This is a genomic window from Streptomyces sp. NRRL B-3229 (assembly GCF_000719505.1).
GTDB lineage: Bacteria > Actinomycetota > Actinomycetes > Streptomycetales > Streptomycetaceae > Streptomyces > Streptomyces griseorubiginosus.
Genome location: NZ_JOGP01000009.1, coordinates 13,206 through 35,478, shown reverse-complemented (window position 1 = coordinate 35,478; position 22,273 = coordinate 13,206). Strand labels below are relative to the sequence as shown.

Here is a 22,273-nt window from a genome sequence, read left to right as displayed (position 1 = left end):
AAGCCCACTCTCCGCGAATTCGGACCAGTGGTCGATCTCGCCTACACTCGGAGCCGTGCCACGTGGTGACGGTCGACTCAGTCATGATCTGCTCCCCGGCGAGAAGGGCCCCCAGGACGCTTGCGGCGTCTTCGGGGTCTGGGCTCCCGGTGAAGAGGTCGCCAAGCTCACTTACTTCGGGCTCTACGCCCTCCAGCATCGGGGCCAGGAATCCGCGGGTATCGCGGTCAGCAACGGCTCCCAGATCCTCGTCTTCAAGGACATGGGCCTGGTGTCCCAGGTCTTCGACGAGACCTCGCTCGGTTCGCTCCAGGGTCACATCGCGGTCGGTCACGCCCGCTACTCGACCACCGGCGCCTCCGTGTGGGAGAACGCCCAGCCGACGTTCCGCGCCACCGCGCACGGTTCGATCGCGCTCGGCCACAACGGCAACCTGGTCAACACGGCGCAGCTCGCCGAGATGGTCGCCGACCTCCCGAAGAAGGAGGGCGGCCGCACCCCGCGCGTCGCGGCCACCAACGACACCGACCTCCTGACGGCCCTGCTCGCCGCGCAGGAGGACGAGGACGGCAAGCCGCTGACCATCGAGGAGGCGGCCCACTCGGTCCTCCCGAAGGTGCGGGGCGCGTTCTCGCTCGTCTTCATGGACGAGCACACCCTCTACGCCGCCCGCGACCCGCAGGGCATCCGCCCGCTGGTCCTCGGCCGGCTGGAGCGCGGCTGGGTCGTCGCCTCCGAGTCCGCCGCCCTCGACATCTGCGGCGCCAGCTACGTCCGTGAGATCGAGCCGGGCGAGTTCGTCGCCATCGACGAGAACGGTCTGCGCACCTCCCGATTCGCGGAAGCGAAGCCCAAGGGCTGTGTCTTCGAGTACGTCTATCTGGCGCGCCCCGACACCGACATCGCCGGCCGGAACGTGTACCTCTCCCGCGTGGAGATGGGCCGCAAGCTCGCCAAGGAAGCGCCCGTAGAGGCCGATCTGGTCATAGCGACCCCGGAGTCCGGCACCCCGGCCGCGATCGGGTACGCGGAAGCCTCCGGCATTCCCTTCGGTGCCGGCCTGGTGAAGAACGCCTATGTCGGCCGTACGTTCATCCAGCCCTCGCAGACCATTCGCCAGCTCGGCATCCGCCTGAAGCTGAACCCGCTCAAGGAAGTCATCAAGGGCAAGCGGCTGGTCGTCGTCGACGACTCGATCGTGCGCGGCAACACCCAGCGCGCCCTGGTCCGCATGCTCCGCGAGGCGGGCGCCGCCGAGGTCCACATCCGGATCTCCTCGCCGCCCGTGAAGTGGCCCTGCTTCTTCGGCATCGACTTCGCCACCCGCGCCGAGCTCATCGCCAACGGCATGACGATCGACGAGATCGGCACCAGCCTGGGCGCGGACTCGCTGGCCTACATCTCCATCGACGGCATGATCGAGGCGACCACCATCGCCAAGCCGAACCTCTGCCGCGCCTGCTTCGACGGCGAGTACCCGATGGAGCTCCCGGACCCCGAGCTGCTCGGCAAGCAGCTCCTGGAGACCGAGCTGGCCGCAGGGCCCGCCGCCACGGCCGCGGCCGACGCGATCCGTCGCCCGTAGGCAGCCCGTCCCACCTGACGTACGACACGAAAGTTCTCTACTGCCATGTCTGAGACAACTGGTGCCAGCTACGCAGCCGCGGGCGTCGACATCGAGGCGGGCGACCGCGCCGTAGAACTGATGAAGGAGTGGGTGAAGAAGACCCAGCGCCCCGAGGTCCTCGGCGGCCTCGGCGGTTTCGCCGGACTCTTCGACGCCTCCGCCCTCAAGCGCTACGAGCGCCCCCTGCTCGCCTCCGCCACCGACGGCGTGGGCACCAAGGTCGACATCGCGCGCCAGATGGGCGTCTACGACACCATCGGCCACGACCTGGTCGCGATGGTCATGGACGACATCGTGGTGTGCGGGGCCGAGCCGCTGTTCATGACCGACTACATCTGCGTCGGCAAGGTCCACCCCGAGCGGGTCGCCGCGATCGTCAAGGGCATCGCCGAGGGCTGTGTGCTCGCCGGCTGCGCCCTGGTGGGCGGCGAGACGGCCGAACACCCCGGTCTGCTGGGCCCGGACGACTTCGACGTCGCGGGCGCCGGTACGGGCGTCGTGGAGGCCGACCGGCTGCTCGGCGCGGATCGCATCCGTAAGGGTGACGCGGTGATCGCCATGGCGGCCTCCGGTCTTCACTCGAACGGGTACTCGCTTGTCCGGCATGTGCTCCTGAACGAGGCGGGCCTCGCCCTGGACGCCCGGATCGACGAGCTGGGCCGCACCCTCGGTGAGGAGCTCCTGGAGCCGACCAAGATCTACTCCCTGGACTGCCTGGCCCTGATCAGCACGGCCGAGGTGCACGCCTTCTCGCACGTCACCGGTGGTGGCCTGGCCGCCAACCTGGCCCGTGTGATCCCGGACGGCCTGCACGCGATCGTCGACCGCACCACCTGGACCCCGGACCCGATCTTCGACCTGGTCGGCAGGACGGGTCAGGTCGAGCGCCTGGAGCTGGAGAAGACCCTGAACATGGGCGTCGGGATGATCGCGATCGTCCCCGAGGAGTCGGCGGACGTGGCGCTGGCGACCCTGGCCGACCGCGGGGTCGAGTCCTGGATCGCGGGTGAGATCACGGACCGGGGCGACAAGGCGACCGGTGCCGAGCTGGTGGGTGACTACAGCGCCTGACAGGCAGCGCAAAACCCGGTCCGGTGGTGTGGAACCACTCGGACCGGGTCAAGCACAGCTAGAGCGTCAAGCGCCGCGGCGGTGTTGGGACGTGGGACCGGACTCGTCGTCCTCGTCCTCGTCGTCGTTGTAGAGATCCGCGTACTGGGCGTACGGGTCGTCTTCGTCGTCGTCGTCCTCGAACGGCTCGCCATTCGGCGGCTGGCTCGAAGTCGAAGCGCCCAGCTCATTGGCCAGACGCGACAGATCAGTCCCGCCGCTGCTGTACTTCAGCTGGCGGGCGACCTTCGTCTGCTTGGCCTTTGCCCGGCCGCGCCCCATGGCTCGACCCCCTCGGATACGGGGCTCGGTGGCCCCAGAGTCTTGACACGCGTTCATGATCTGGAACGGACTCTCCACAGAGAGTCCGGTCCGTAGGGCTTCCACGGTACCTGAGCCCACGCCCATACGGTACGTCGCCCGCAGCACGGGCCCGGCACCGGCACCCGCGGGGAGCCCCGTCCCCGCTGGTCAACCGCGATTTTAACCACTTCTTCGCGGCCGACCCGCCGACGAACGTGAGAGTTCTCTCTAAGTGTGCGCCGACGGGTACCGGTCAAACGTCAGCGGGCCATGCTCATGACCCCGTTCAGGACCGCGTTCAGGACCCCGTCAGGGCCGCCTCGTGCATCCGCTGCTCGGCGATCCGGTCGGCCGCCGCGGCCGGCGGAATCCCGTCTTCCTTCGCACGTGCGAAGATGGCGAGCGTGGTGTCGTAGATCTTCGCTGCCTTGGCCTTGCACCGCTCGAAGTCGAACCCGTGCAGTTCGTCGGCGACCTGGATGACCCCGCCGGCGTTCACCACGTAGTCCGGCGCGTAGAGGATTCCCCGGTCCGCGAGGTCCTTCTCCACGCCCGGGTGCTCGAGCTGGTTGTTGGCGGCGCCGCAGACGATCCGCGCGGTCAGCGCCGGCACGGTGTCGTCGTTCAGGGCACCGCCGAGCGCGCAGGGGGCGTAGATGTCGAGGCCCTCGGCGCGGATCAGGGTCGCGGTGTCGGCGACCGCCGTCACGCCCGTCGGGTGGGCGGCGAGGATCCGCCCCACGGCCTCCTCGCGGACGTCCGTGATCACGACCTCGGCGCCCTCGTCGCGCAGGTGCGCGACCAGGTGGTGCCCGACCTTGCCGACGCCCGCGATGCCGACCTTGCGCCCGCGCAGGGACGGGTCGCCCCACAGGTGCGCGGCGCTGGCCCGCATGCCCTGGTAGACGCCGAAGGCGGTCAGGACGGAGGAGTCGCCGGCGCCGCCGTTCTCGGGGGAGCGGCCGGTCGTCCAGCGGCACTCCCGCGCGACGACGTCCATGTCGGCGACGTAGGTGCCGACGTCGCAGGCGGTGACGTACCGGCCGCCGAGGGAGGCGACGAAGCGGCCGTAGGCGAGGAGCAGTTCCTCGCTCTTGTCGCGCTCCGGGTCCCCGATGATCACGGCCTTGCCACCGCCGTGGTCGAGTCCGGCCATGGCGTTCTTGTACGACATCCCGCGCGCGAGGTTCAGGGCGTCGGCGACGGCCTCCGCCTCGGTGGCGTAGGGGTAGAAGCGGGTCCCGCCGAGTGCGGGGCCCAGCGCGGTGGAGTGGAGGGCGATGACGGCCTTGAGGCCGCTCCTGCGGTCCTGGCAGAGCACGACCTGCTCGTGGCCGCCCTGGTCCGAGTGGAACAGGGTGTGCAGCACATCGGCAGCGGCGCCGTTTACGTCGGTCACTGTGGTGACTCCTGGGTAAGTCGCGGCGATCGGTGCAGGCTTCCCGTACGGGTGGCGGGGGCCTGTGAGCACGAGATTAGAGCGTGTGGCGCCCCGAGACCGTGCAGTGCTCAGGATCACCTTCCAGTGACCTGCGGGCGTGCGACGATTTGCATAGTTTTCCCGCGCGTTTGTGTGCGGGTTTCGCAGGTTTTCCCGGCAGGCGGCGGGGGAGAGAGCAGGCGTGCCCAAGGTGTCCTCGGTGATCGTCCCGTACGCGACCTATCTGCGCGTGTACGAACCGCTGGCCGCCTTCCCAGAACCGGAGCGCACCCACTGGGCCCGCTACGCCCGCCGTCAGGAGCGCCCTTCGTACCAGGACGAACTGCGTCGCTCGCTGGCCGACCTGCTGCCCACCCCGCCGGTCCCGGTGCCGGTGCACGAGAGCAGCGACGCGTTCGTGCTCGATGTGGACGGCGTGGTGTGCGTGTGCCCCTGGCGCACCCGGCTGCGCGGCTGGCTGGCGATGGAGGAGCTCGGCGAGGAGCTGCCGGGCCCGGTCCTGGACGCCGTGCTGCCCGCGGTCGTACGCCACCAGACGTCCCAGGACTACGAGCGCTGGCTGGCCCGGAACCCGGACGCCAGGCCGTGGATCCGTACGGCGACCTGGCAGGTGCCGCTGCACTGGTTCGTGCTGGTGGGCGACGAGGAGCGGCGCTTCGACAAGGGGTCCGGAGAGGTCCCGCCGATGCTGCGCTACCGCACGCCCATGGTGCAGGCCCGGCGGCGGGTGGCGCGGGCGCTGCGGACCCTGAAGGACGGTGTCGACGAGGGGCCGCTCATCGACGGCCTGATCGACGTGGGGCGCTGGCTGGAGGAGTTCCACCCGCGTTCGCTGGTCGAGCTCGACTACGGCGGGCTGGTGCACGTCCTGCCGCCGGGTGAGCTGGAGGACGACCACTCGGCGGCCGACGTGGCCGAGGGCATCGAGGCGCTGAGGCTCGGTGACGGGGCGGCCGCCGGCGAGGCCTACGGGCGGCTCGTGGAGCGCTGGCGGGCGGTCAGGGACCGGCGCTCGGCGAACTGACGTTTGACGTGACGCCCTTTTTGGGGTTTCGTCCTCGCTCAAGGTGTCACGAGGTTTCGCTGATGTCCCATCAACTAGGGGCAAGCGTGACGGACCGCACGTATCCGGCTCTTGCGTCTCTTACCCCTCCTCATGCCAAAATAGGACAAGGGGCCCGGGGGAGGTTCCGCTTTGGGGGGTCTGGTGACTCCTGATCGCCTCTGTGACTGATCGTCACAGAGGCGTGACTGTCCGCTATGGCATGGTCCATCGGCTTCCGTCGCCGATGAACACCTGGGGGGCAATTCCATCGGTTTGGCCGACGAGGCTGGACGGATGGTGTAGTTGTAGTGCCGAGGACAAGCCGTTCGTCCTATAACCGACTCGACCCGCATCCGCCATTTCGGGCAACGCGGGTCAAGGTGCAGAATTTAGAGGAAAGAACCGAGAAGGTTCGGTTCTCCCGAGGAGGCCGCTCATGACCGCTCGCACCCCTGATGCCGAGCCGCTGCTGACCCCGGCTGAGGTCGCCACGATGTTCCGCGTGGACCCGAAGACGGTCACGCGGTGGGCGAAGGCCGGCAAGCTCACGTCGATCCGTACGCTCGGCGGACACCGCCGTTACCGCGAGGCTGAGGTCCGCGCTCTGCTCGCGGGCATTCCGCAGCAGCGCAGCGAGGCCTGAACAACTCAATAACCGGACAAACCGGCTGGTCCCCCAACTGGTCGCGGCGTCCGAACCCTGGCTCCAAGCGACGCGGGTCCTGCCCCAACAGGGCCCATTCTCAACCCCGTCGTCGATCGCGCTGGACTCCGCCGAGTCCAGCGCGATCTTTTTTGTGCGCGCGCAGGGGGTGGTGGGAGCCGCTGTGAGTGGGCTTGTCGGAGTCTGGGGAGGGGTGTCGGATCTCCTGTGGAGCGGGCCCTGGGGCAGGTCGGATCAGTAGTGCAATTGCACATATTAAATTGACCTGTTGTAGGGGAGGGGTAAGTTCCACCGTTTTAAAAACTCATGCGGTGACTCCCGTCACATGCCAGAGTCCTTGTTGCGGTTGGGACTTGTGCGCTAGAGGGGGCCAGGCCGTGTCATGCCCTGTCACGCCGGGGAGGGGGTCTCGTCCTCCCTCGGCTGTTCTTCCGGTTCCTCCGGGAGTTCGGATGCTCGGGGCGCGGAATCCATCGCCAGGCGCAGGAGGCGATGGCAGATCGGGCAGTGCCGGGTCAGATGCCGATACGACGACGCGGCAGACAGGTGTGCGCGGAGCAGGGCCCGCGTCTCGTGCCTGACCGATGCCGCCATACGCCACCTCCGGGCTCCGTCGGGAACGGGGGCCTGGTTTCTGGGTACCGGGGTCTTGAGGCGCCGTCAAGATGGCGTGGCGCTCCGCGGGGACGCCGTGACACCGCTCAACGCCCGCCCTGCCTCGCTCGGCGCCGCCGTGACCGCCCTGGGGGCTGCCGCCCCCGGCCCCCGCTTCGGCCCTGAACGGGCCTCGTCCTCAAACGCCGGACGGGCTGAGATACCTGGCCCTGCGTACCCAAAGAAGAAGGCCCGCGCCCCGTTGCCGGGATGCGGGCCTTCTCTTTACTGCGGTCCTGACGGGATTTGAACCCGCGGCCTCCACCTTGACAGGGTGGCGAGCACTCCAAACTGCTCCACAGGACCAGGTTTCGCGGCGCTTATCGGTGCGTTGCGCTGCGAGAAGGACTGTACAGGAGCAGGGACGTCCTGGTCGAACTCACCCTGTGTGAAGGTGTCGTCACGGAGCCAGCGTGTCGATCGTCTTCACGATCCGCTTGTCCGAGATCGGGTACGCCGTGCCCAACGCGTGGGCGAAATAGCTGACCCGGAGCTCCTCGATCATCCAGCGGACGTCCAGGACCTGCTGCGGCACGGGCCGGCCCTGCGGGAGCTGCTCCAGGAGCCAGGCGTACTCGTCCTGCATCTCGTGGACCTTCTCCATACGGGTCGTGTCCCGCTGGGCGTTCGCCGGCATCTGCTGGAGCCGCCGGTCCGCCGCCACCAGGTAGCGCATGAGGTCGGGCAGGCGCCGCAACCCCGTCTCCGTGACGAAGCCGGGCCTCACCAGGGCGTCCAACTGCTTGCGTACGTCCGCCAGGTTCGCCAGCAGCGCGGGGCTCCGTACGGCCTTCAGGCGGCGCTCACAGGCCTGCCAGGCGGCGAGTACCTGCTGCACCTGGCCGACCGTGCGGACCGTGGTGTCGACGATCTCCGAACGCACCTTGTCGTACAGCTTCCGGTACGACTCCTCGTCCCACGCCGGCCCCCCGAAGTCCCCGATCAGCTTGTCCGCCGCCGCGGTCGCGCAGTCGTCGAACAGGGCCTGGATGGAGCCGTGCGGATTCGCCGACAGGGCCAGCTTCTGGGGGTTCGTCAGCTTCTCGGACGCGAACTTCGCCGGGTTCACCGGGATGTTGCGCACGATGAGCCGCCGGGTGCCCTTCCACATCGCCTCGGCCTGCTCGGCCTCGGTGTCGAAGAGGCGCACGGAGACGGTGTCGCCGTCGTCCACCAGCGCCGGGTACGCCTTCACCGGCTGCCCCGCCCGGCGGGTCTCGAAGACCCGGGTGAGGGAGCCGATCGTCCAGTCCGTCAGGCCCTTGCGCTCCAGGGACTCGCCACCCTCGCGGGAGGCCGTCGCGGCGGCCGCCTGGGAGAGCGCCTGGCGCGCCTTCGGCTTCAGCTGGACCCGAAGCGCCTCCAGGTCCTTGGCCTCCGCCAGTTTCCGCCGCCGCTCGTCCACGATCCGGAACGTGATCCGGAGGTGGTCGGGGATCCGGGACTGGTCGAAGTCCTCCGCGTCGAAGGGCACGCCGACCATGCGCTTCAGCTCGCGGGCCATGGTGACCGTCAAGGGCTCCTGCAACGGCACCGCCGTGTCCAGGAACCGTTTCGCGAAGTTCGGCGCCGGCACGTAGTTGCGGCGGATCGGCTTGGGGAGGGAACGGATCAGCTCGGTCACCAACTCCTCGCGCAGGCCCGGGATCTGCCAGTCGAAGCCCTCGTCCTTGACCTGGTTCAGGACCTGGAGCGGGATGTGGACCGTCACACCGTCCGCGTCCGCTCCCGGCTCGAACTGGTACGTCACCCGGAACTTCAGCTGGCCCTGCCGCCACGAGTCGGGATAGTCGGCCTTGGTGACCGCCTCCGCCGACTCCCGGATGAGCATCTCCCGCTCGAAGTCGAGGAATTCAGGCTCCTCGTGCCGCTTGCGCTTCCACCAGGAGTCGAAGTGGGCGCCGGAGACGACGTGTTCGGGCACCCGCTGGTCGTAGAAGTCGAACAGGGTGTCGTCGTCGACCACGATGTCCCGTCGCCGGGCCCGGTGTTCGAGCTCCTCGACCTCGCTCAGCAGCTTGCGGTTGTCGGCGAAGAACTTGTGGTGCGTGCGCCAGTCACCCTCGACCAGGGCGTTGCGGATGAAAAGCTCGCGGGAGGACTCCGGGTCGATCCGGCCGTAGTTCACCTTCCGCTGGGCGACGATCGGCACGCCGTAGAGCGTGACCTTCTCGTACGCCATCACCGCGGCCTGGTCCTTCTCCCAGTGCGGTTCGGAGTACGTCCGCTTCAGGAGGTGCTCGGCGAGCGGCTCGACCCACTCGGGCTCGATCTTCGCGTTGACCCGGGCCCACAGCCGCGAGGTCTCCACCAGCTCCGCCGACATCACGAACCGCGGCTGCTTCTTGAAGAGGGACGAGCCGGGGAAGATCGCGAACTTGGCGTTGCGGGCGCCCAGGTACTCGTTCTTGTTGCCGTCCTTCACGTCCTTCATCCCGATGTGGGAGAGAAGGCCGGCGAGGAGGGAGACATGGACCGACTGGTCGGCCGCGTCCTCCTCGTTCAGATGGATGCCCATCTGCTTGGCGACGGTACGCAGTTGCGTGTAGATGTCCTGCCACTCGCGGATGCGCAGGAAGTTGAGGTACTCCTGCTTGCACATCCGGCGGAAGGACGACGAGCCCCGCTCCTTCTGCTGCTCGCGGACGTACCGCCACAGGTTCAGGTACGCCAGGAAGTCGCTGGTCTCGTCCTTGAAGCGGGCGTGCTGCTGGTCGGCCTGGGTCTGCTTGTCGGCCGGGCGCTCGCGCGGGTCCTGGATGGACAGCGCGGCGGCTATGACCATGACCTCGCGGACACAGCCGTTCTTGTCGGCCTCCAGGACCATGCGTGCCAGGCGCGGGTCGACGGGCAGCTGCGCGAGCTTGCGGCCGGTCTGGGTGAGCCGCTTGCGTACGTCCTTCTCGGAGGGGTCCAACGCGCCCAGTTCCTGGAGGAGTTGGACGCCGTCGCGGATGTTGCGGTGGTCCGGCGGGTCGATGAAGGGGAACTTCTCGATGTCGCCGAGGCCGGCCGCGGTCATCTGGAGGATGACGGAGGCGAGATTGGTCCGCAGGATCTCCGCGTCCGTGAACTCCGGGCGGGCCTCGAAGTCCTCCTCGCTGTAGAGGCGGATGCAGATGCCGTCGGACGTACGGCCGCAGCGGCCCTTGCGCTGGTTGGCGCTGGCCTGCGAGATCGCCTCGATGGGCAGCCGCTGCACCTTGGTGCGGTGGCTGTAGCGGGAGATACGGGCGAACCCGGGGTCGATGACGTACTTGATGCCCGGGACGGTCAGGGAGGTCTCGGCGACGTTGGTCGCCAGAACGATCCTGCGGCCGGTGTGCGGCTGGAACACGCGATGCTGCTCGGCGTGCGAGAGCCGCGCGTAGAGCGGGAGGACCTCGGTGAAGCGGTAGTTCTTCTTCACCAGGGCGTCCGCGGTGTCGCGGATCTCGCGCTCGCCCGAGAGGAAGACGAGGATGTCACCCTTGCCCTCGCCCTGGAGCTCCTCGACGGCATCGCAGATCGCGGTGATCTGGTCGCGGTCGGAGTCCTCCGAGTCCTCCTCGAGGAGCGGTCGGTAGCGGACCTCGACGGGGTACGTCCGGCCGCTGACCTCGACGATCGGGGCGTCTCCGAAGTGCCGGGAGAAGCGCTCGGGGTCGATGGTCGCGGAGGTGATGACGACCTTGAGGTCGGGGCGCCTCGGCAGCAGCTGGGCCAGGTAGCCGAGCAGGAAGTCGATGTTGAGGGACCGCTCGTGGGCCTCGTCGATGATGATCGTGTCGTAGGCGCGCAGCTCGCGGTCGGTCTGGATCTCGGCGAGCAGGATGCCGTCCGTCATCAGCTTCACGAAGGTCGCGTCCTGGTTCACCTGGTCGGTGAACCGCACCTTCCAGCCGACGGCCTCGCCGAGCGGGGTGTTCAGCTCCTCGGCGACGCGCTCGGCGACCGTGCGGGCGGCGATCCGGCGGGGCTGGGTGTGCCCGACCATGCCCTTGACGCCCCGGCCGAGCTCCAGGCAGATCTTCGGGATCTGGGTCGTCTTGCCGGAGCCGGTCTCACCGGCCACGATCACGACCTGGTGATCACGGATGGCGGCCGCGATCTCGTCCTTCTTCTGGCTGACCGGGAGCTGCTCGGGGTAGGTCACGGCGGGTACGCGTGCACGGCGCGCGTGCACCCGCTCCTCGCCCTTGCCGACCTCCACCTCGATCTCGGCCAGCACGGCGGCGCGCGCCTCCGGCTTGCGGATCCGGCGCGCGCCTTCGAGCCTGCGCCCGAGCCGTTGCGCGTCACGCAGGGTCAGCTCGGTCAGGCGGGCGGCGAGATCCCCGAAAGCGGGGGTGCCGGGGGCGGGGGCAGGATGCGTAGACATACGCGATCCAGGATCTCATCCCCGGGAAATTACTGGCGAACGGTTTTGTCCCGGGCGGCGCAGCCTGGTGGATCAGAGGGCCGGCGGATCGGAAGCCCGGCGGATCGGATGGCCGACGGGTCGGAAGGCCGGCGGATCGGAAGCCCGGCGGATCGGATGGCCGACGGGTCGGAAGGCCGGCGGATCGGAAGCCCGGCGGGTCGGAAGTCCGCCGGATCAGGGGAGCCGCGGGGCCGGAGCCGACCCCGGTGCTCCCGATGCCGCCGGTGCGGGTTCCGCTTCGGGAGCGGCAGGAGCCGGTGCCGGAGCCGACGCGGCCGGAACCTGAGCCGGAACCGAAGCCGCCGCCGGAGCCGCCGCCGACGTGCGCTCGTGCCTCTCGCCGAGGGCGATGGACCGCGCGGTGTTCGAGACCGCCTTGATGCCGAGATAGGCGGTGGTCATGCTGCTCACCGCGGTGAACGCGGCAGTGAGGACACCGACGATCACCGCCTTGTCGCCGTCCAGTCGCCAGACCCCGACCACCGCCACCCCGGCGATCGCCAGATTGCTCGCCAGCACCGCGAACAGCCCGTATCTCGCGCGGGCCAGCTCCAGACCGTCGTCCTGACTCATCGTCCCCACCCCTGTCCACGACAGATACAACAAGACCCCGATCCGGAGATCGGGGTCTGTGCTGTGGCTGGGGCCGGGGTCGAACCGGCGACCTACCGCTTTTCAGGCGGTCGCTCGTACCAACTGAGCTACCCAGCCGAGAGGCTTCCGGGGAAACCTCAGCGGTCCTGACGGGATTTGAACCCGCGGCCTCCACCTTGACAGGGTGGCGAGCACTCCAAACTGCTCCACAGGACCAAGCGTTGTGCACGAACAGTGTCGCACACGGTTTTGCGTGCCCCCAACGGGATTCGAACCCGTGCTACCGCCTTGAAAGGGCGGCGTCCTAGGCCGCTAGACGATGAGGGCTATCGGCCCGCCTGGGCGCTTCTCAGCGCGTCGGGGACGTGAGAAGCATATGGGATGCCGGGAGGTATCGCCAAAACGGTTTAGGGGCTGCCCGTGGGCGAGGCCGACGGCGAACCGGTCGAGGACGTGGTGGACGACGTGGTCGGTGACGGCGTCGCTCCCGGCTGGTTGTCCTGCGGGAGGTGCCGGCTGACCTCCGCCGTCGTCAGGCCCAGGCCGCCGAGTCTGATCTCGTCCCAGGCCTGGAGACGGCGGGTGTCGCGGTCCAGGTAGAGGATCGAGGCCTCGATGGGGTCGGGGTACTTGCCCTCGACGGCCCGGAGACCGCTGCCGCCCGTGGAGCCCTCGACGCGCAGCCGGGTGCCCTTCTTCAGGACCTCCATCTCCTGGTGGTGGAGGTGCCCGGACAGGATCATCGGGACCTCGCCGTCGACCTCGCGGGCGGCCGAGGGCTCATGGGCGATGGCGAGGTCGACCGGGGTCCCGGCGGCCCGCTGTGCGCGCAGGGCCGCGGCCAGGCGGGCGCCCGCCGCCTCCTCGGACGCGTCGGTGCCCGGGTTCGTGGAGCGGTCGGGGGTGAACTGGGGGTCGCCCATCCCGGCGAACCGCAGCCCGGCGATGGTCTCGGCCTTGCCGTCGTCGAGGACGTGGACCCGCTTGAGGCCCTCCATGTAGCGCTGGGTGGTCAGGGAGTCGTGGTTGCCGCGGACCCAGACGTACGGCGCCCCGAGGTCCGGGATCGGGTCGAGGAAGCCGTTCTCCGCCGCCGTACCGTGATCCATGGTGTCGCCGGAGTCGACGATCACGTTGACCTTGTACTGCTCCACCAGCGAGGCGATGATCTTCCAGCTCGCCGGGTTCAGATGGATGTCGGAGACGTGCAGGACCCGGATGGTGGTGGGGTCCGGCTGATAGGCGGGGAGCGTGGACGTGACGTCGTAGAGCTTCGTCACGTTGGTGACCAGGCGGGCCAACTCCTTCTGGTAGACGTCGAATTCGGTGACGATGCTGCGCGCGTTGCCGACCAGGGACGGGGCCGAGGAGAGCAGGCCCGAGAACTTCGGCTCCAGGACCGATTCGGGGTTCCAGGTGGCGTAGGCGGTGCCGCCGGAGGCCGCCAGGAGGGTGAGGGCGAGGCCGCCGGCGGCGAGGGCGCGGCGCGGGCGCCGGTAGACGGCGAGGCCGAGCGCGGTGGCGCCGGCGACCACGGCGACGCAGGAGCGGACCGCGAGATCGAGGGTGCCGTGCTCGACGTCCGACGCGACCTCGTCCTGGAGGCCGGAGAGCCGCTCGGGGTGGTCCACGAGGGCCTGGGAGCGTTCCGGGTCGAGCTGGTCGACGTTGACGTCGAGGCGGACCGGCGCGTGGTGGCTGTCCAGCTCGAGGGCGCCCAGCGGAGACACGTTGATCTTCGTGCCGCCGGTCAGGGACGGGCGCAGGGTCATCGTCGTGTTCATGGGCCCGACGGGCACCCGAACGTTGCCGACGATCAGCAGGCCCAGCCAGGCACCCAGCAGGACGACGGCGACGAGGCCGAGGGCTCGGGTCCAGGGATGAGCCGGATGGACGAGTTCGACGGACGGGTGGGAGCGACGACCGGCGTAGTGCCGGGTGAGGGCGTGCGGTGCCTTCCTTACGGCGGACAGGATCTTCCGGGCGGCGGCGGGGACGCGGGCCATTGATCCCGTATGCCCAAGTCCGCGCGCGGATATGCGGGCGCGCTCCCCCCTCTCGTACGGCGGGGTCGTACCGGAGAATGGACATGTGCTGGAGATGACGCGCGAGGAGTTCGAGGAACTGGTCGCCGAGGCGCTGGACCGGATTCCGCCGGAGTTGACGCGGCTGATGGACAACGTCGCGGTGTTCGTCGAGGACGAACCGCCGGCGGACGACCCCGAGCTGCTCGGGCTGTACGAGGGCACTCCGCTGACCGACCGGGGCGAGTGGTACGCCGGGGTGCTGCCGGACCGCATCACGATCTACCGGGGTCCGACGCTCAGGATGTGCGGGACGCGGGACGAGGTGGTCGCGGAGACCGAGGTGACGGTGGTGCACGAGATCGCCCACCACTTCGGGATCGACGACGCGCGGCTGCACGCACTCGGGTACGGATAGCCGGTTCGCGTGTCCTCTTGCGGGCGGCGGGAGTTGGACAGGTTGACTTTCTGACGACCGCCCTCGGAGGTGGCTGCTCGTGCGCCCCTTGTACGTACCCGTCCGTCTGGCCGCCACGGTCATGGCCGTCGCCGCCGCAGCGGGCTGCATGAGCGTGGGCGGGGACGACGGAGGCAGCGGTGCCAAGCCGTCGCACTCCGCCGGTGAGCGGGGCGGTGCCGGACCCGACGGGGGCTCGGCGGGCTCCGGCGGTTCCGTGGGGCTCGGCAGGGCGGCCGCGGACGGCAAGCACGGGAAGAAGAAGGGGAAGCACGGCGAGGAGTCGGCGTCCCCGTCGGCGTCCGCCTCGGCGAGCGCGTCCGCCTCCGCGGGGGCGCGGCCGGGGAAGTCGGCCAGGCCGGCGCCCTCGGCGACGCACGACGACCCGCCCCCCACGCGCACGCCCGATCCGGAGCCGCCCGCGTCGAGCGAGCCGCCCGCCTCGCCCACCCCGTCGCCGCCGCCCGCGGAGCCGTCGTCGTCCGCGCCGCCGGAGACGGGACCGCAGCTGAGCCAGCGCGAACCGGCGCCCACGGCGGGTGCGCCGGTGTGACGCGGCGGCCGCCCACGTGACCTCCGCTACACCGGCAGGCATTGGTTTGCCTTGGGGGGTGGGGGGTGCGTATGGTGGTAGATCGTTTGATCCCATTGCCCGGCGCCATTGCAGAGAGCGCCGTGTGGCGCGTTCTCTCCCTTGCCGTGGCTGACCGCATAGAGGCGGTCGTATTGCGAAATCACGGAGTTGACGGGCGCGTGCCGACGAGACTCCGGAAGGTTTCGCTTACGCATGTCCATTTCCAGTACTGATCACGCCGTCATGCCCGAGAACGAGGGCACCGAAGGCACTCCCGAGGTCACCTTCGCGGACCTCGGTCTCCCCGAGGGCGTGGTGCGCAAGCTCGCCCAGAACGGCGTGACCACCCCCTTCCCGATCCAGGCCGCGACCATCCCGGACGCCCTGGCCGGCAAGGACATCCTCGGCCGTGGCCGCACCGGCTCCGGCAAGACCCTCTCCTTCGGTCTGCCGGTCCTGGCGCGTCTCGCCGGCGGCCGCACCGAGAAGCACAAGCCCCGCGCGGTCATCCTCACCCCGACCCGTGAGCTCGCGATGCAGGTCGCGGACGCCCTCCAGCCCTACGGCGACGTCGTCGGCCTGAAGATGAAGGTCGTCTGCGGCGGTACGTCGATGGGCAACCAGATCTACGCCCTGGAGCGCGGCGTCGACATCCTCGTCGCCACCCCGGGCCGACTGCGCGACATCATCAACCGCGGCGCCTGCTCCCTGGAGAACATCGAGGTCGCCGTCCTCGACGAGGCCGACCAGATGTCCGACCTGGGCTTCCTGCCCGAGGTCACCGAGCTGCTCGACCAGGTCCCGGCCGGCGGCCAGCGGATGCTGTTCTCCGCGACCATGGAGAACGAGATCTCCACGCTGGTCAAGCGCTACCTGGTCGACCCGGTCTCGCACGAGGTCGACAGCGCCCAGGGCAACGTCACGACGATGTCCCACCACATCCTGATCGTGAAGCCCAAGGACAAGGCGCCGGTCACCGCGGCCATCGCCTCCCGCAAGGGCCGCACCATCATCTTCGTCCGCACCCAGCTGGGCGCCGACCGCATCGCCGAGCAGCTGCGTGACGCCGGGGTGAAGGCCGACGCGCTGCACGGCGGCATGACCCAGGGCGCGCGCACCCGCACGCTGGCCGACTTCAAGGACGGGTACGTCAACACGCTCGTCGCCACCGACGTCGCCGCCCGCGGCATCCACGTCGACGGCATCGACCTGGTCCTGAACGTCGACCCCGCCGGTGACCACAAGGACTACCTGCACCGCGCGGGCCGTACCGCTCGCGCCGGCCGTACCGGCACCGTCGTCTCCCTCTCCCTCCCGCACCAGCGCCGGCAGATCTTCCGGCTCATGGAGGACGCGGGCGTCGACGCCGGCCGTCACATCATCAACTCCGGTACGGCCTTCGAGCCCGAGGTCGCCGAGATCACCGGCGCCCGTTCGATGACCGAGGTCCAGTCCGAGTCCGCGGCCAACGCGGCTCAGCAGGCCGAGCGTGAGGTCGCCCAGCTCACCAAGGAGCTGGAGCGGGCCCAGCGCCGCGCGACCGAGCTGCGCGAGGAGGCCGACCGCCTCGTCGCCCGTGCCGCCCGCGAGCGCGGTGAGGACCCGGAGACCGCGGTGGCCGCGGCCGCCGAGGCCGTCGTGGCCCAGGAGGCGGAGATCCGCGCCGAGGCCGTCGTCGCCGAGCAGCCCGCCGAGCGTCCCGCGTTCCGTCGGGACGACCGTGGTGGTCGTACGTTCGAGCGTCGTGACGACCGCGGTGGCTTCAACCGTGACCGTCGGGACAACGACCGTGGCGGCTTCCGCCGCGACAACGAGCGTCCGGCCGGCCGTTCCTTCGAGCGCCGTGACGAGCGTGGCGGCCACCGGGGCAGCGACCGCCCGTTCAACCGTGACCGCCAGGGCGACCGCCCGGGCTTCCGCTCCGGTGGCCACGACCGCCCGAGCCACGACCGCCCCTACGGCCGTCGTGACGACCGCAGCGGCACCGGCACCGGCTCCTTCGGCCGCCGCGACGACAAGCCGCGCTGGAAGCGCAACGGCTGACACAGCGTGAGGTGAGAAGGGCCCGTACGACTTCGGTCGTACGGGCCCTTCTCGTATGCCTATTCGACTACCGGAGTCTGTGGGGCAGTTGTTAGCATCCGGGGATCGCGCTGTGGAGTGTGGCCGAGGGGGAACACCAGGCCTGCCGCCGCGCCTTTTCTGACTTCCCTGGGGAGGGACCCTTGACCCGGCGTGCCCGGATCGCACTCACTCTTGCCTCGCTGGCCGCTCTGAGCGCCGGCACCCTGACGTCCGCGGGCCAGGCGGCCGCGGACACCAGCCCGACCCCGATCGCCACGGACGGCGTGTGGGGCATCGACTACGCGGGCGGCTATCTGACCAGCGTCGAGTACCGGCCGGACGGCGACCAGTACGTGGTGGGCCGGCAGCTCTCGGCCGACGGCTCCACCGTGCTGGAGCAGGCCACCCGCGGGTTCGCCGGCGTGTACGCCAACGGCACCCATCTTCAGCGGGTGCCCTGCGACGCGGGCGACTGCGTGCCGCTGCGGTCCACCGGTGAGCAGAGCGTCGGCTACTTCCGGGTCGACGAGTCCGGCAAGGAGCGCGCTCAGATCTGGGTGGAGCCGAACAGCTACCACGGCACCGAACCCGATGTCACCGGCGGGCGGTTCGTGGACGCCACCGGCCGCTACTACGTCTACAACGCGGCCTCCACCGGCAAGCAGTACGTCGACGCGGTGAACCGGTACCGCGACGAGGACGTCCGGCTGACCCGTTCCGTCACCGCCGCCTCCGTGTGGGGCTCGGCGCTGTGGGCACCGGGTTCGGGCAACGGCGTCGTCACGCAGTACGACCTGGAGGGGAAGAAGACGGTCGCGACCGTCTCCACCGGGGCCCCCTGCACGGTCAAGGAACTCCAGGTCGTCGGCCGCTGGATCTACTGGAACTGCGGTCCGACGGGCGCGGCGGGCGTGTACGACCGTACGGCGAAGAAGAACATCACGGTGCCCTCGGGCCCCGCGCTCGTCGGCGACGGCTATCTCGTCCAGCACGACCGGAGCGCCGGCAAGCTGATGCTGACGGACTACCACTCCGGTACGGCCGCCGCCGCGCGCGCGATCGCCGACCTGCCGGCCGGGAACACCGCCGACCAGCGGCGGCTGACGTGGTCGGTGGACAAGTTCGGCGGGGGTGTCGCCTATGTCGACGCCGACCGCACGATCCGGATCGTGCCGAGCGGGGTGCCCGCCCAGTCGCTCGGGAAGGTCGAGTCCGACCTGGACAACCCGTACTTCGACGCCTCGGGCCGCAACGGCGGCAACATGGCCTGGATGAGCACCTGGCAGCTCAACAAGCCCGCGGACTGGACCTTCACGGTGAAGGACGCCCAGGGCCGCACCGACCGCACCCTCAAGGGCAGCGGTACGGCCATGGACCTCCAGTGGGACGGCACGACGAACTCGGGCGCCTACGCGTACAACGGCCAGAAGACCTGGACGCTGACCGCGAAGGCCGCCGACGGCGTGGGCACGTTCACCACCACCGGCAAGATCGCGCTGAGCGGCGGCCGCCAGGGCCACCACGACCAGGGCGGGTTCGCCTACGGCGAGCTGGCCACCCTCGACTCGTCGGGCACGCTGAGCCTCCAGTACACCAACGGCGGCGGCCGGTTCGACCGGAAGCAGAACGGCTCCGGCTGGCCCGCCGGGACCGTCGCCGTGCCCTTCGGCGACATGGGCAAGGACCGCTGCTCCGAGATGCTGGTCCGGATGCCGAACGGCGAGCTGCGCCGCTACGCGGGCAAGTGCGGGGAGGGTTCCTACGCCCCGACGAGCAGCCACACCTCGCTCGGCACCGGCTGGAACGCGTACAACGTCCTGACCGCCCCCGGCGACCTGACCGGCGACGGCCGGGTCGACCTGCTGGCCCGCAAGGCGTCCACCGGTGACGTCTACCTCTTCGCCAACGACGGCGCGAGCGGGCTCAAGCCGGGCGTGAAGATCCGCAGCTGGGCCACCTACAAGAAGATCGTCGGCGCCGGTGACCTCAACGGCGACGGCTTCGGGGACGTCCTGGTGCAGGACAAAGCCGGAACGCTGTGGCGCTACGACGGCACCGGCACCGGGCAGGTCAAGGAGCGGGTGAAGGTCTTCTCCAACTGGGGGACCTCCTACAACGTGGTCGTCGGCGTCGGTGACATCACCGGGGACGGCAAGAACGACCTGGTCTCCCGGGACACGGCAGGCAACCTGTACCGCAACAACGGCAACGGCAAGGGGTCGTTCGGGGCGCGGGTGAAGATCGCGAGCGGCTGGCAGGGCTACAAGGGCCTTTTCTAGAGGGGCACTTCCCGGCCAAGTTGTGACGTGTGTCACGCCCTCGGGATGGGAATCGCTGGGGGCATGACAGATGACGACATACCGAGAGGGCTCTCCGACGAAGAACGGCTCGCCCAGCTCGGCTACACGCAGGTCCTCGCCCGCCGCATGTCGGCGTTCTCCAACTACGCGGTCTCCTTCACCATCATCTCGGTGCTGTCGGGATGTCTGACGCTGTACATGTTCGGAATGAACACCGGCGGCCCCGCCGTGATCACCTGGGGCTGGGTCGCCGTAGGCCTGATGACGCTGTTCGTCGGTCTGTCGATGGCCGAGATCTGCTCGGCCTACCCGACCTCGGCAGGCCTGTACTTCTGGGCGCACAAGCTGGCCCCCACGCGGACCGCGGCCGCCTGGGCCTGGTTCACGGGCTGGTTCAACGTGCTGGGCCAGGTCGCGGTGACGGCGGGCATCGACTTCGGCGCCGCGTCCTTCCTCGGGGCGTACCTGAACCTCCAGTTCGACTTCAAGGTGACGGCCGGCCGGACCATCCTGCTGTTCGCCGCGATCCTGGTGCTGCACGGTCTGCTGAACACCTTCGGCGTCCGGATCGTCGCGCTCCTCAACAGCGTCAGCGTGTGGTGGCACGTGATCGGCGTGGCCGTCATCGTCGGCGCGCTCACCTTCGCCCCCGACAAACACCAGTCGGCGTCGTTCGTGTTCGGCGAGTTCGTCAACAAAACGGGCTGGGGGAGCGGGGTGTACGTCGTCCTCATCGGTCTCTTGATGGCCCAATACACCTTCACCGGCTACGACGCCTCGGCCCACATGACCGAGGAGACGCACGACGCTTCCACGGCGGGCCCGAAGGGCATCGTCCAGTCGATCTGGACGTCGTGGATAGCGGGCTTCGTGCTCCTGCTCGGCTTCACCTTCGCGATCCAGTCCTACGACGGCGCCCTGAACTCCCCGACGGGCGCGCCCCCGGCCCAGATCCTGCTCGACGCGCTCGGTGCCACGGCCGGCAAGCTCCTGCTCCTGGTCGTCATCGGTGCCCAGCTGTTCTGCGGGATGGCGTCGGTGACCGCCAACAGCCGCATGATCTACGCCTTCTCGCGCGACGGCGCGCTGCCGTTCTCGCACCTCTGGCACACGGTCAGCCCGCGCACCCGCACCCCGGTGGCGGCGGTGTGGCTTGCCGCGGGCGGGGCACTGCTGCTGGGCCTGCCGTACCTGATCAACTACGCGGCCTACGCGGCGGTGACGTCCGTCGCGGTGATCGGCCTCTACATCGCCTACGTCATCCCGACGCTGCTGCGGCTGCGCAAGGGCGACGCCTTCGACCGGGGGCCGTGGCATCTGGGCCGCTGGTCGCGGGCGATCGGCCTGGTGTCGGTGGGGTGGGTCGGTGTGATCACGATCCTCTTCATGCTCCCGCAGGTCTCCCCGGTCACCTGGGAGACCTTCAACTACGCCCCGATCGCCGTCCTGGCCGTCCTCGGCTTCGCGTGGATCTGGTGGGCGGCCTCGGCCCGGCACTGGTTCCTCAACCCGGAGCACGAGCGCACCAAGGCCCGCGAGGCGGCCCGCGCGAACGCCCCCGAACCGGTCGATCCCTGACCTTTCCCACTCCCCGGCCCTTCTGACACGGCCGTGTCCCCGATACCCGATCGGAGACACGGCCACGTCCGGCTATGCTCGTGGGGGCAACATCGCCTGGGCCCTTAGCTCAATTGGCAGAGCAGTGGACTTTTAATCCATTGGTTGTGGGTTCGAGTCCCACAGGGCCTACGGGTTGCGGACGGGGGTAACTCCTCCGACCTGCTGTGCAGCGCCTGAGTCGGCTTCGGTCGGGTCGGGCGCTGTCTGCGTTTCGCGGGGCGCGGCCCGCGGCTCCCCACCGTCAGAGCAGGTGCCGGTTCGGGGTCTTCGCCTCGTCCTCGTGGCCGCTCAGGACCACCACGTCGACCCCCTGCCCGGTGAGCAGGCCGGTTCCGTCCGCCCCCGTCACGAACGTGTCCGGCTCCCGCCACGCCGTCACCACCCGCCGTACCCCCGCGTCCAGGATCAGCCGGGCGCAGGAGGCCGGGCGGGAGGCGCGCTGGGTGCAGGGTTCCAGGCTCGTGTAGACCGTGGCGGACGGCAGCCGCGGGTCGTCCGGGGCGATCTTCGCCAGGGCCGCCTCCTCCGCGTGCACGACCGGGTCGCCGGACTCGCGGGAGTGGCCGCGGGCCAACTCCGTGCCGTCGGCGGCCACCACCACCGCTCCCACGCTGAACGCCGTGCGGGACGGCGGGCACTGGGCGGCGAGTTCGCAGGCCAGCGTCAGCCAGTGGTGGTCCGCTGCGGCGGGGGTCGGGCCGGTGCCCGGTGCCGTGGGTTCGTAGCGCATCAGGACCACGTCCTCGATACGACGGGTCTCCACCAGCCGCAGCCGGCCGCCCTGGTAGCCGCCGGGGCCGAACAGCCGCGGGGCCTGCGGATCGCCGACGAACAGCGGGGCCAGCACCAGCTGCACCTCGTCCGCCAGGCCCTGCTGGAGGAGCTGGGTGTGGATACGGCCGCCGCCCTCGACCATGAGCCGCTCGACGCCGTACACCGCGTGCAGATGCTCCAGCAGGCGGCGCCAGTCCAGCGCCGGGCCGAGGGCGACCACGTCGGCCGCCAGGCCCAGCTCGCGGGCCCGGTCCGCGCCCTTGTCCGTCGTGTAGAGGACCTTCTCGCCGCCCGTGTGCCAGAAGTTCGCCGCGGGGTCCAGCTCGCCCGAGCCGCTGACCGTGACCTTCAGGGGGTACGGCGGCTTCCCGGCGGTGACCCGGGTGGCCCGGCGGGCCTCGGAGTTGACCAGCAGGCGGGGGTTGTCGGCGCGGATCGTGCCGGCGCCGATGAGGATCGCGTCCACCGAGGCGCGGACCTCGTCGACGCGGTCGAAGTCGGCCGGGCTGGAGAGAAGGAGCCGGTCGGAGCCGGTGTCGTCCAGGTAGCCGTCGAGGGAGACCGCGGCGGAGAGGAGGACGTGGGGGTGGGGCATCGGCGCGGTCCCTCTCGAAAAAGGA

16 protein-coding genes and 5 tRNA genes are annotated in these 22,273 nt (G+C 69.8%); 10 read left to right on the top strand and 11 right to left on the bottom strand.

The genetic code is table 11. The annotated features are described in order from the left end of the window. Positions 1 to 55: 55 nt before the first annotated feature. Together purF and purM are read left to right on the top strand one after the other, a co-directional pair. Complete coding sequence (gene purF, locus IF54_RS0116530) at positions 56 to 1,585, top strand: amidophosphoribosyltransferase (protein ID WP_030319192.1); 1,530 nt, start codon at positions 56 to 58, stop codon at positions 1,583 to 1,585. Positions 1,586 to 1,630: 45 nt separating this feature from the next. Continuing rightward, on the top strand, positions 1,631 to 2,698 hold the full coding sequence (gene purM / locus IF54_RS0116525) for a phosphoribosylformylglycinamidine cyclo-ligase (protein WP_030319189.1): 1,068 nt from the start codon (positions 1,631 to 1,633) through the stop codon (positions 2,696 to 2,698). Positions 2,699 to 2,764: 66 nt separating this feature from the next. On the opposite strand, the gene IF54_RS0116520 is transcribed toward purM, so the two are convergent. After that, positions 2,765 to 3,019 (bottom strand): DUF3073 domain-containing protein, encoded by a 255-nt coding sequence (locus IF54_RS0116520; protein ID WP_030319187.1) that lies wholly within the window; start codon positions 3,017 to 3,019, stop codon positions 2,765 to 2,767. A 319-nt stretch (positions 3,020 to 3,338) separates the two neighbouring features. Beyond that, on the bottom strand, positions 3,339 to 4,439 hold the full coding sequence (locus tag IF54_RS0116515; RefSeq protein ID WP_030319185.1) for a Leu/Phe/Val dehydrogenase: 1,101 nt from the start codon (positions 4,437 to 4,439) through the stop codon (positions 3,339 to 3,341). A 223-nt stretch (positions 4,440 to 4,662) separates the two neighbouring features. Here IF54_RS0116515 and IF54_RS0116510 point away from each other — a divergent pair, with 223 nt between their 5' ends. Continuing rightward, the gene (locus tag IF54_RS0116510; RefSeq protein ID WP_030319183.1) at positions 4,663 to 5,505 is read left to right on the top strand and encodes a hypothetical protein; all 843 of its coding nucleotides are present in this window, start codon (positions 4,663 to 4,665) and stop codon (positions 5,503 to 5,505) included. A 457-nt stretch (positions 5,506 to 5,962) separates the two neighbouring features. Continuing rightward, positions 5,963 to 6,169, top strand: coding sequence for a developmental transcriptional regulator BldC (gene bldC / locus IF54_RS0116505; RefSeq protein WP_003949541.1), 207 nt, complete (start codon positions 5,963 to 5,965; stop codon positions 6,167 to 6,169). A 411-nt stretch (positions 6,170 to 6,580) separates the two neighbouring features. Here bldC and IF54_RS43400 read toward each other — a convergent pair whose 3' ends face one another. From IF54_RS43400 to IF54_RS0116470, 8 genes are all read right to left on the bottom strand, one after another. Continuing rightward, positions 6,581 to 6,784, bottom strand: a complete 204-nt coding sequence (locus tag IF54_RS43400; protein WP_078851996.1) for a DUF6274 family protein — start codon at positions 6,782 to 6,784, stop codon at positions 6,581 to 6,583. 291 nt (positions 6,785 to 7,075) lie between these two features. Continuing rightward, positions 7,076 to 7,150: transfer RNA gene (locus IF54_RS0116500), tRNA-Asp, on the bottom strand. A 94-nt stretch (positions 7,151 to 7,244) separates the two neighbouring features. Then, the gene (gene hrpA / locus IF54_RS0116495) at positions 7,245 to 11,204 is read right to left on the bottom strand and encodes an ATP-dependent RNA helicase HrpA (RefSeq protein WP_030319181.1); all 3,960 of its coding nucleotides are present in this window, start codon (positions 11,202 to 11,204) and stop codon (positions 7,245 to 7,247) included. A gap of 216 nt (positions 11,205 to 11,420) precedes the next feature. Next, positions 11,421 to 11,819, bottom strand: a complete 399-nt coding sequence (locus tag IF54_RS44185; RefSeq protein WP_234438990.1) for a hypothetical protein — start codon at positions 11,817 to 11,819, stop codon at positions 11,421 to 11,423. A 64-nt stretch (positions 11,820 to 11,883) separates the two neighbouring features. Further along, positions 11,884 to 11,957, bottom strand: a tRNA-Phe gene (locus tag IF54_RS0116485). Between the two features lie 24 nt (positions 11,958 to 11,981). Beyond that, positions 11,982 to 12,056 (bottom strand) — tRNA-Asp (locus IF54_RS0116480). 38 nt (positions 12,057 to 12,094) lie between these two features. Then, a tRNA-Glu gene (locus IF54_RS0116475) sits at positions 12,095 to 12,167 on the bottom strand. A gap of 80 nt (positions 12,168 to 12,247) precedes the next feature. Then, positions 12,248 to 13,846 (bottom strand): metallophosphoesterase family protein, encoded by a 1,599-nt coding sequence (locus IF54_RS0116470; RefSeq protein ID WP_030319178.1) that lies wholly within the window; start codon positions 13,844 to 13,846, stop codon positions 12,248 to 12,250. Positions 13,847 to 13,931: 85 nt separating this feature from the next. Between IF54_RS0116470 and IF54_RS0116465 the strand changes: the two genes are divergently transcribed. From IF54_RS0116465 to IF54_RS0116440, 6 genes are all read left to right on the top strand, one after another. After that, positions 13,932 to 14,282, top strand: a complete 351-nt coding sequence (locus IF54_RS0116465) for a metallopeptidase family protein (RefSeq protein WP_030319175.1) — start codon at positions 13,932 to 13,934, stop codon at positions 14,280 to 14,282. A 79-nt stretch (positions 14,283 to 14,361) separates the two neighbouring features. After that, positions 14,362 to 14,874 (top strand): hypothetical protein, encoded by a 513-nt coding sequence (locus tag IF54_RS0116460; protein ID WP_030319173.1) that lies wholly within the window; start codon positions 14,362 to 14,364, stop codon positions 14,872 to 14,874. Positions 14,875 to 15,108: 234 nt separating this feature from the next. Beyond that, positions 15,109 to 16,938, top strand: a complete 1,830-nt coding sequence (locus IF54_RS0116455; RefSeq protein ID WP_030319171.1) for a DEAD/DEAH box helicase — start codon at positions 15,109 to 15,111, stop codon at positions 16,936 to 16,938. 182 nt (positions 16,939 to 17,120) lie between these two features. Beyond that, positions 17,121 to 19,238, top strand: coding sequence for an FG-GAP repeat domain-containing protein (locus IF54_RS0116450; RefSeq protein ID WP_030319168.1), 2,118 nt, complete (start codon positions 17,121 to 17,123; stop codon positions 19,236 to 19,238). A 63-nt stretch (positions 19,239 to 19,301) separates the two neighbouring features. Next, positions 19,302 to 20,837: an amino acid permease gene (locus IF54_RS0116445; RefSeq protein WP_030319166.1), complete on the top strand. Its 1,536-nt coding sequence runs from the start codon at positions 19,302 to 19,304 to the stop codon at positions 20,835 to 20,837. 98 nt (positions 20,838 to 20,935) lie between these two features. Beyond that, positions 20,936 to 21,008, top strand: a tRNA-Lys gene (locus IF54_RS0116440). A gap of 112 nt (positions 21,009 to 21,120) precedes the next feature. On the opposite strand, the gene IF54_RS0116435 is transcribed toward IF54_RS0116440, so the two are convergent. Then, positions 21,121 to 22,248 carry a dihydrofolate reductase family protein gene (locus IF54_RS0116435; protein ID WP_030319164.1) on the bottom strand — a complete coding sequence of 376 codons (1,128 nt, stop codon included), beginning with the start codon at positions 22,246 to 22,248 and terminating at the stop codon, positions 21,121 to 21,123. Positions 22,249 to 22,273: the final 25 nt, after the last annotated feature.

Bases quoted from the DNA above. Each gene is read 5' to 3' on its own strand.
- IF54_RS0116470 (WP_030319178.1), bottom strand. From the start codon at position 13,846: ATGGCCCGCGTCCCCGCCGCCGCCCGGAAGATCCTGTCCGCCGTAAGG.
- hrpA (WP_030319181.1), bottom strand. From the start codon at position 11,204: ATGTCTACGCATCCTGCCCCCGCCCCCGGCACCCCCGCTTTCGGGGAT.
- IF54_RS44185 (WP_234438990.1), bottom strand. From the start codon at position 11,819: ATGAGTCAGGACGACGGTCTGGAGCTGGCCCGCGCGAGATACGGGCTG.
- IF54_RS0116455 (WP_030319171.1), top strand. From the start codon at position 15,109: ATGTCCATTTCCAGTACTGATCACGCCGTCATGCCCGAGAACGAGGGC.
- IF54_RS0116435 (WP_030319164.1), bottom strand. From the start codon at position 22,248: ATGCCCCACCCCCACGTCCTCCTCTCCGCCGCGGTCTCCCTCGACGGC.
- bldC (WP_003949541.1), top strand. From the start codon at position 5,963: ATGACCGCTCGCACCCCTGATGCCGAGCCGCTGCTGACCCCGGCTGAG.
- IF54_RS0116445 (WP_030319166.1), top strand. From the start codon at position 19,302: ATGACAGATGACGACATACCGAGAGGGCTCTCCGACGAAGAACGGCTC.
- purM (WP_030319189.1), top strand. From the start codon at position 1,631: ATGTCTGAGACAACTGGTGCCAGCTACGCAGCCGCGGGCGTCGACATC.
- IF54_RS0116520 (WP_030319187.1), bottom strand. From the start codon at position 3,019: ATGGGGCGCGGCCGGGCAAAGGCCAAGCAGACGAAGGTCGCCCGCCAG.
- IF54_RS43400 (WP_078851996.1), bottom strand. From the start codon at position 6,784: ATGGCGGCATCGGTCAGGCACGAGACGCGGGCCCTGCTCCGCGCACAC.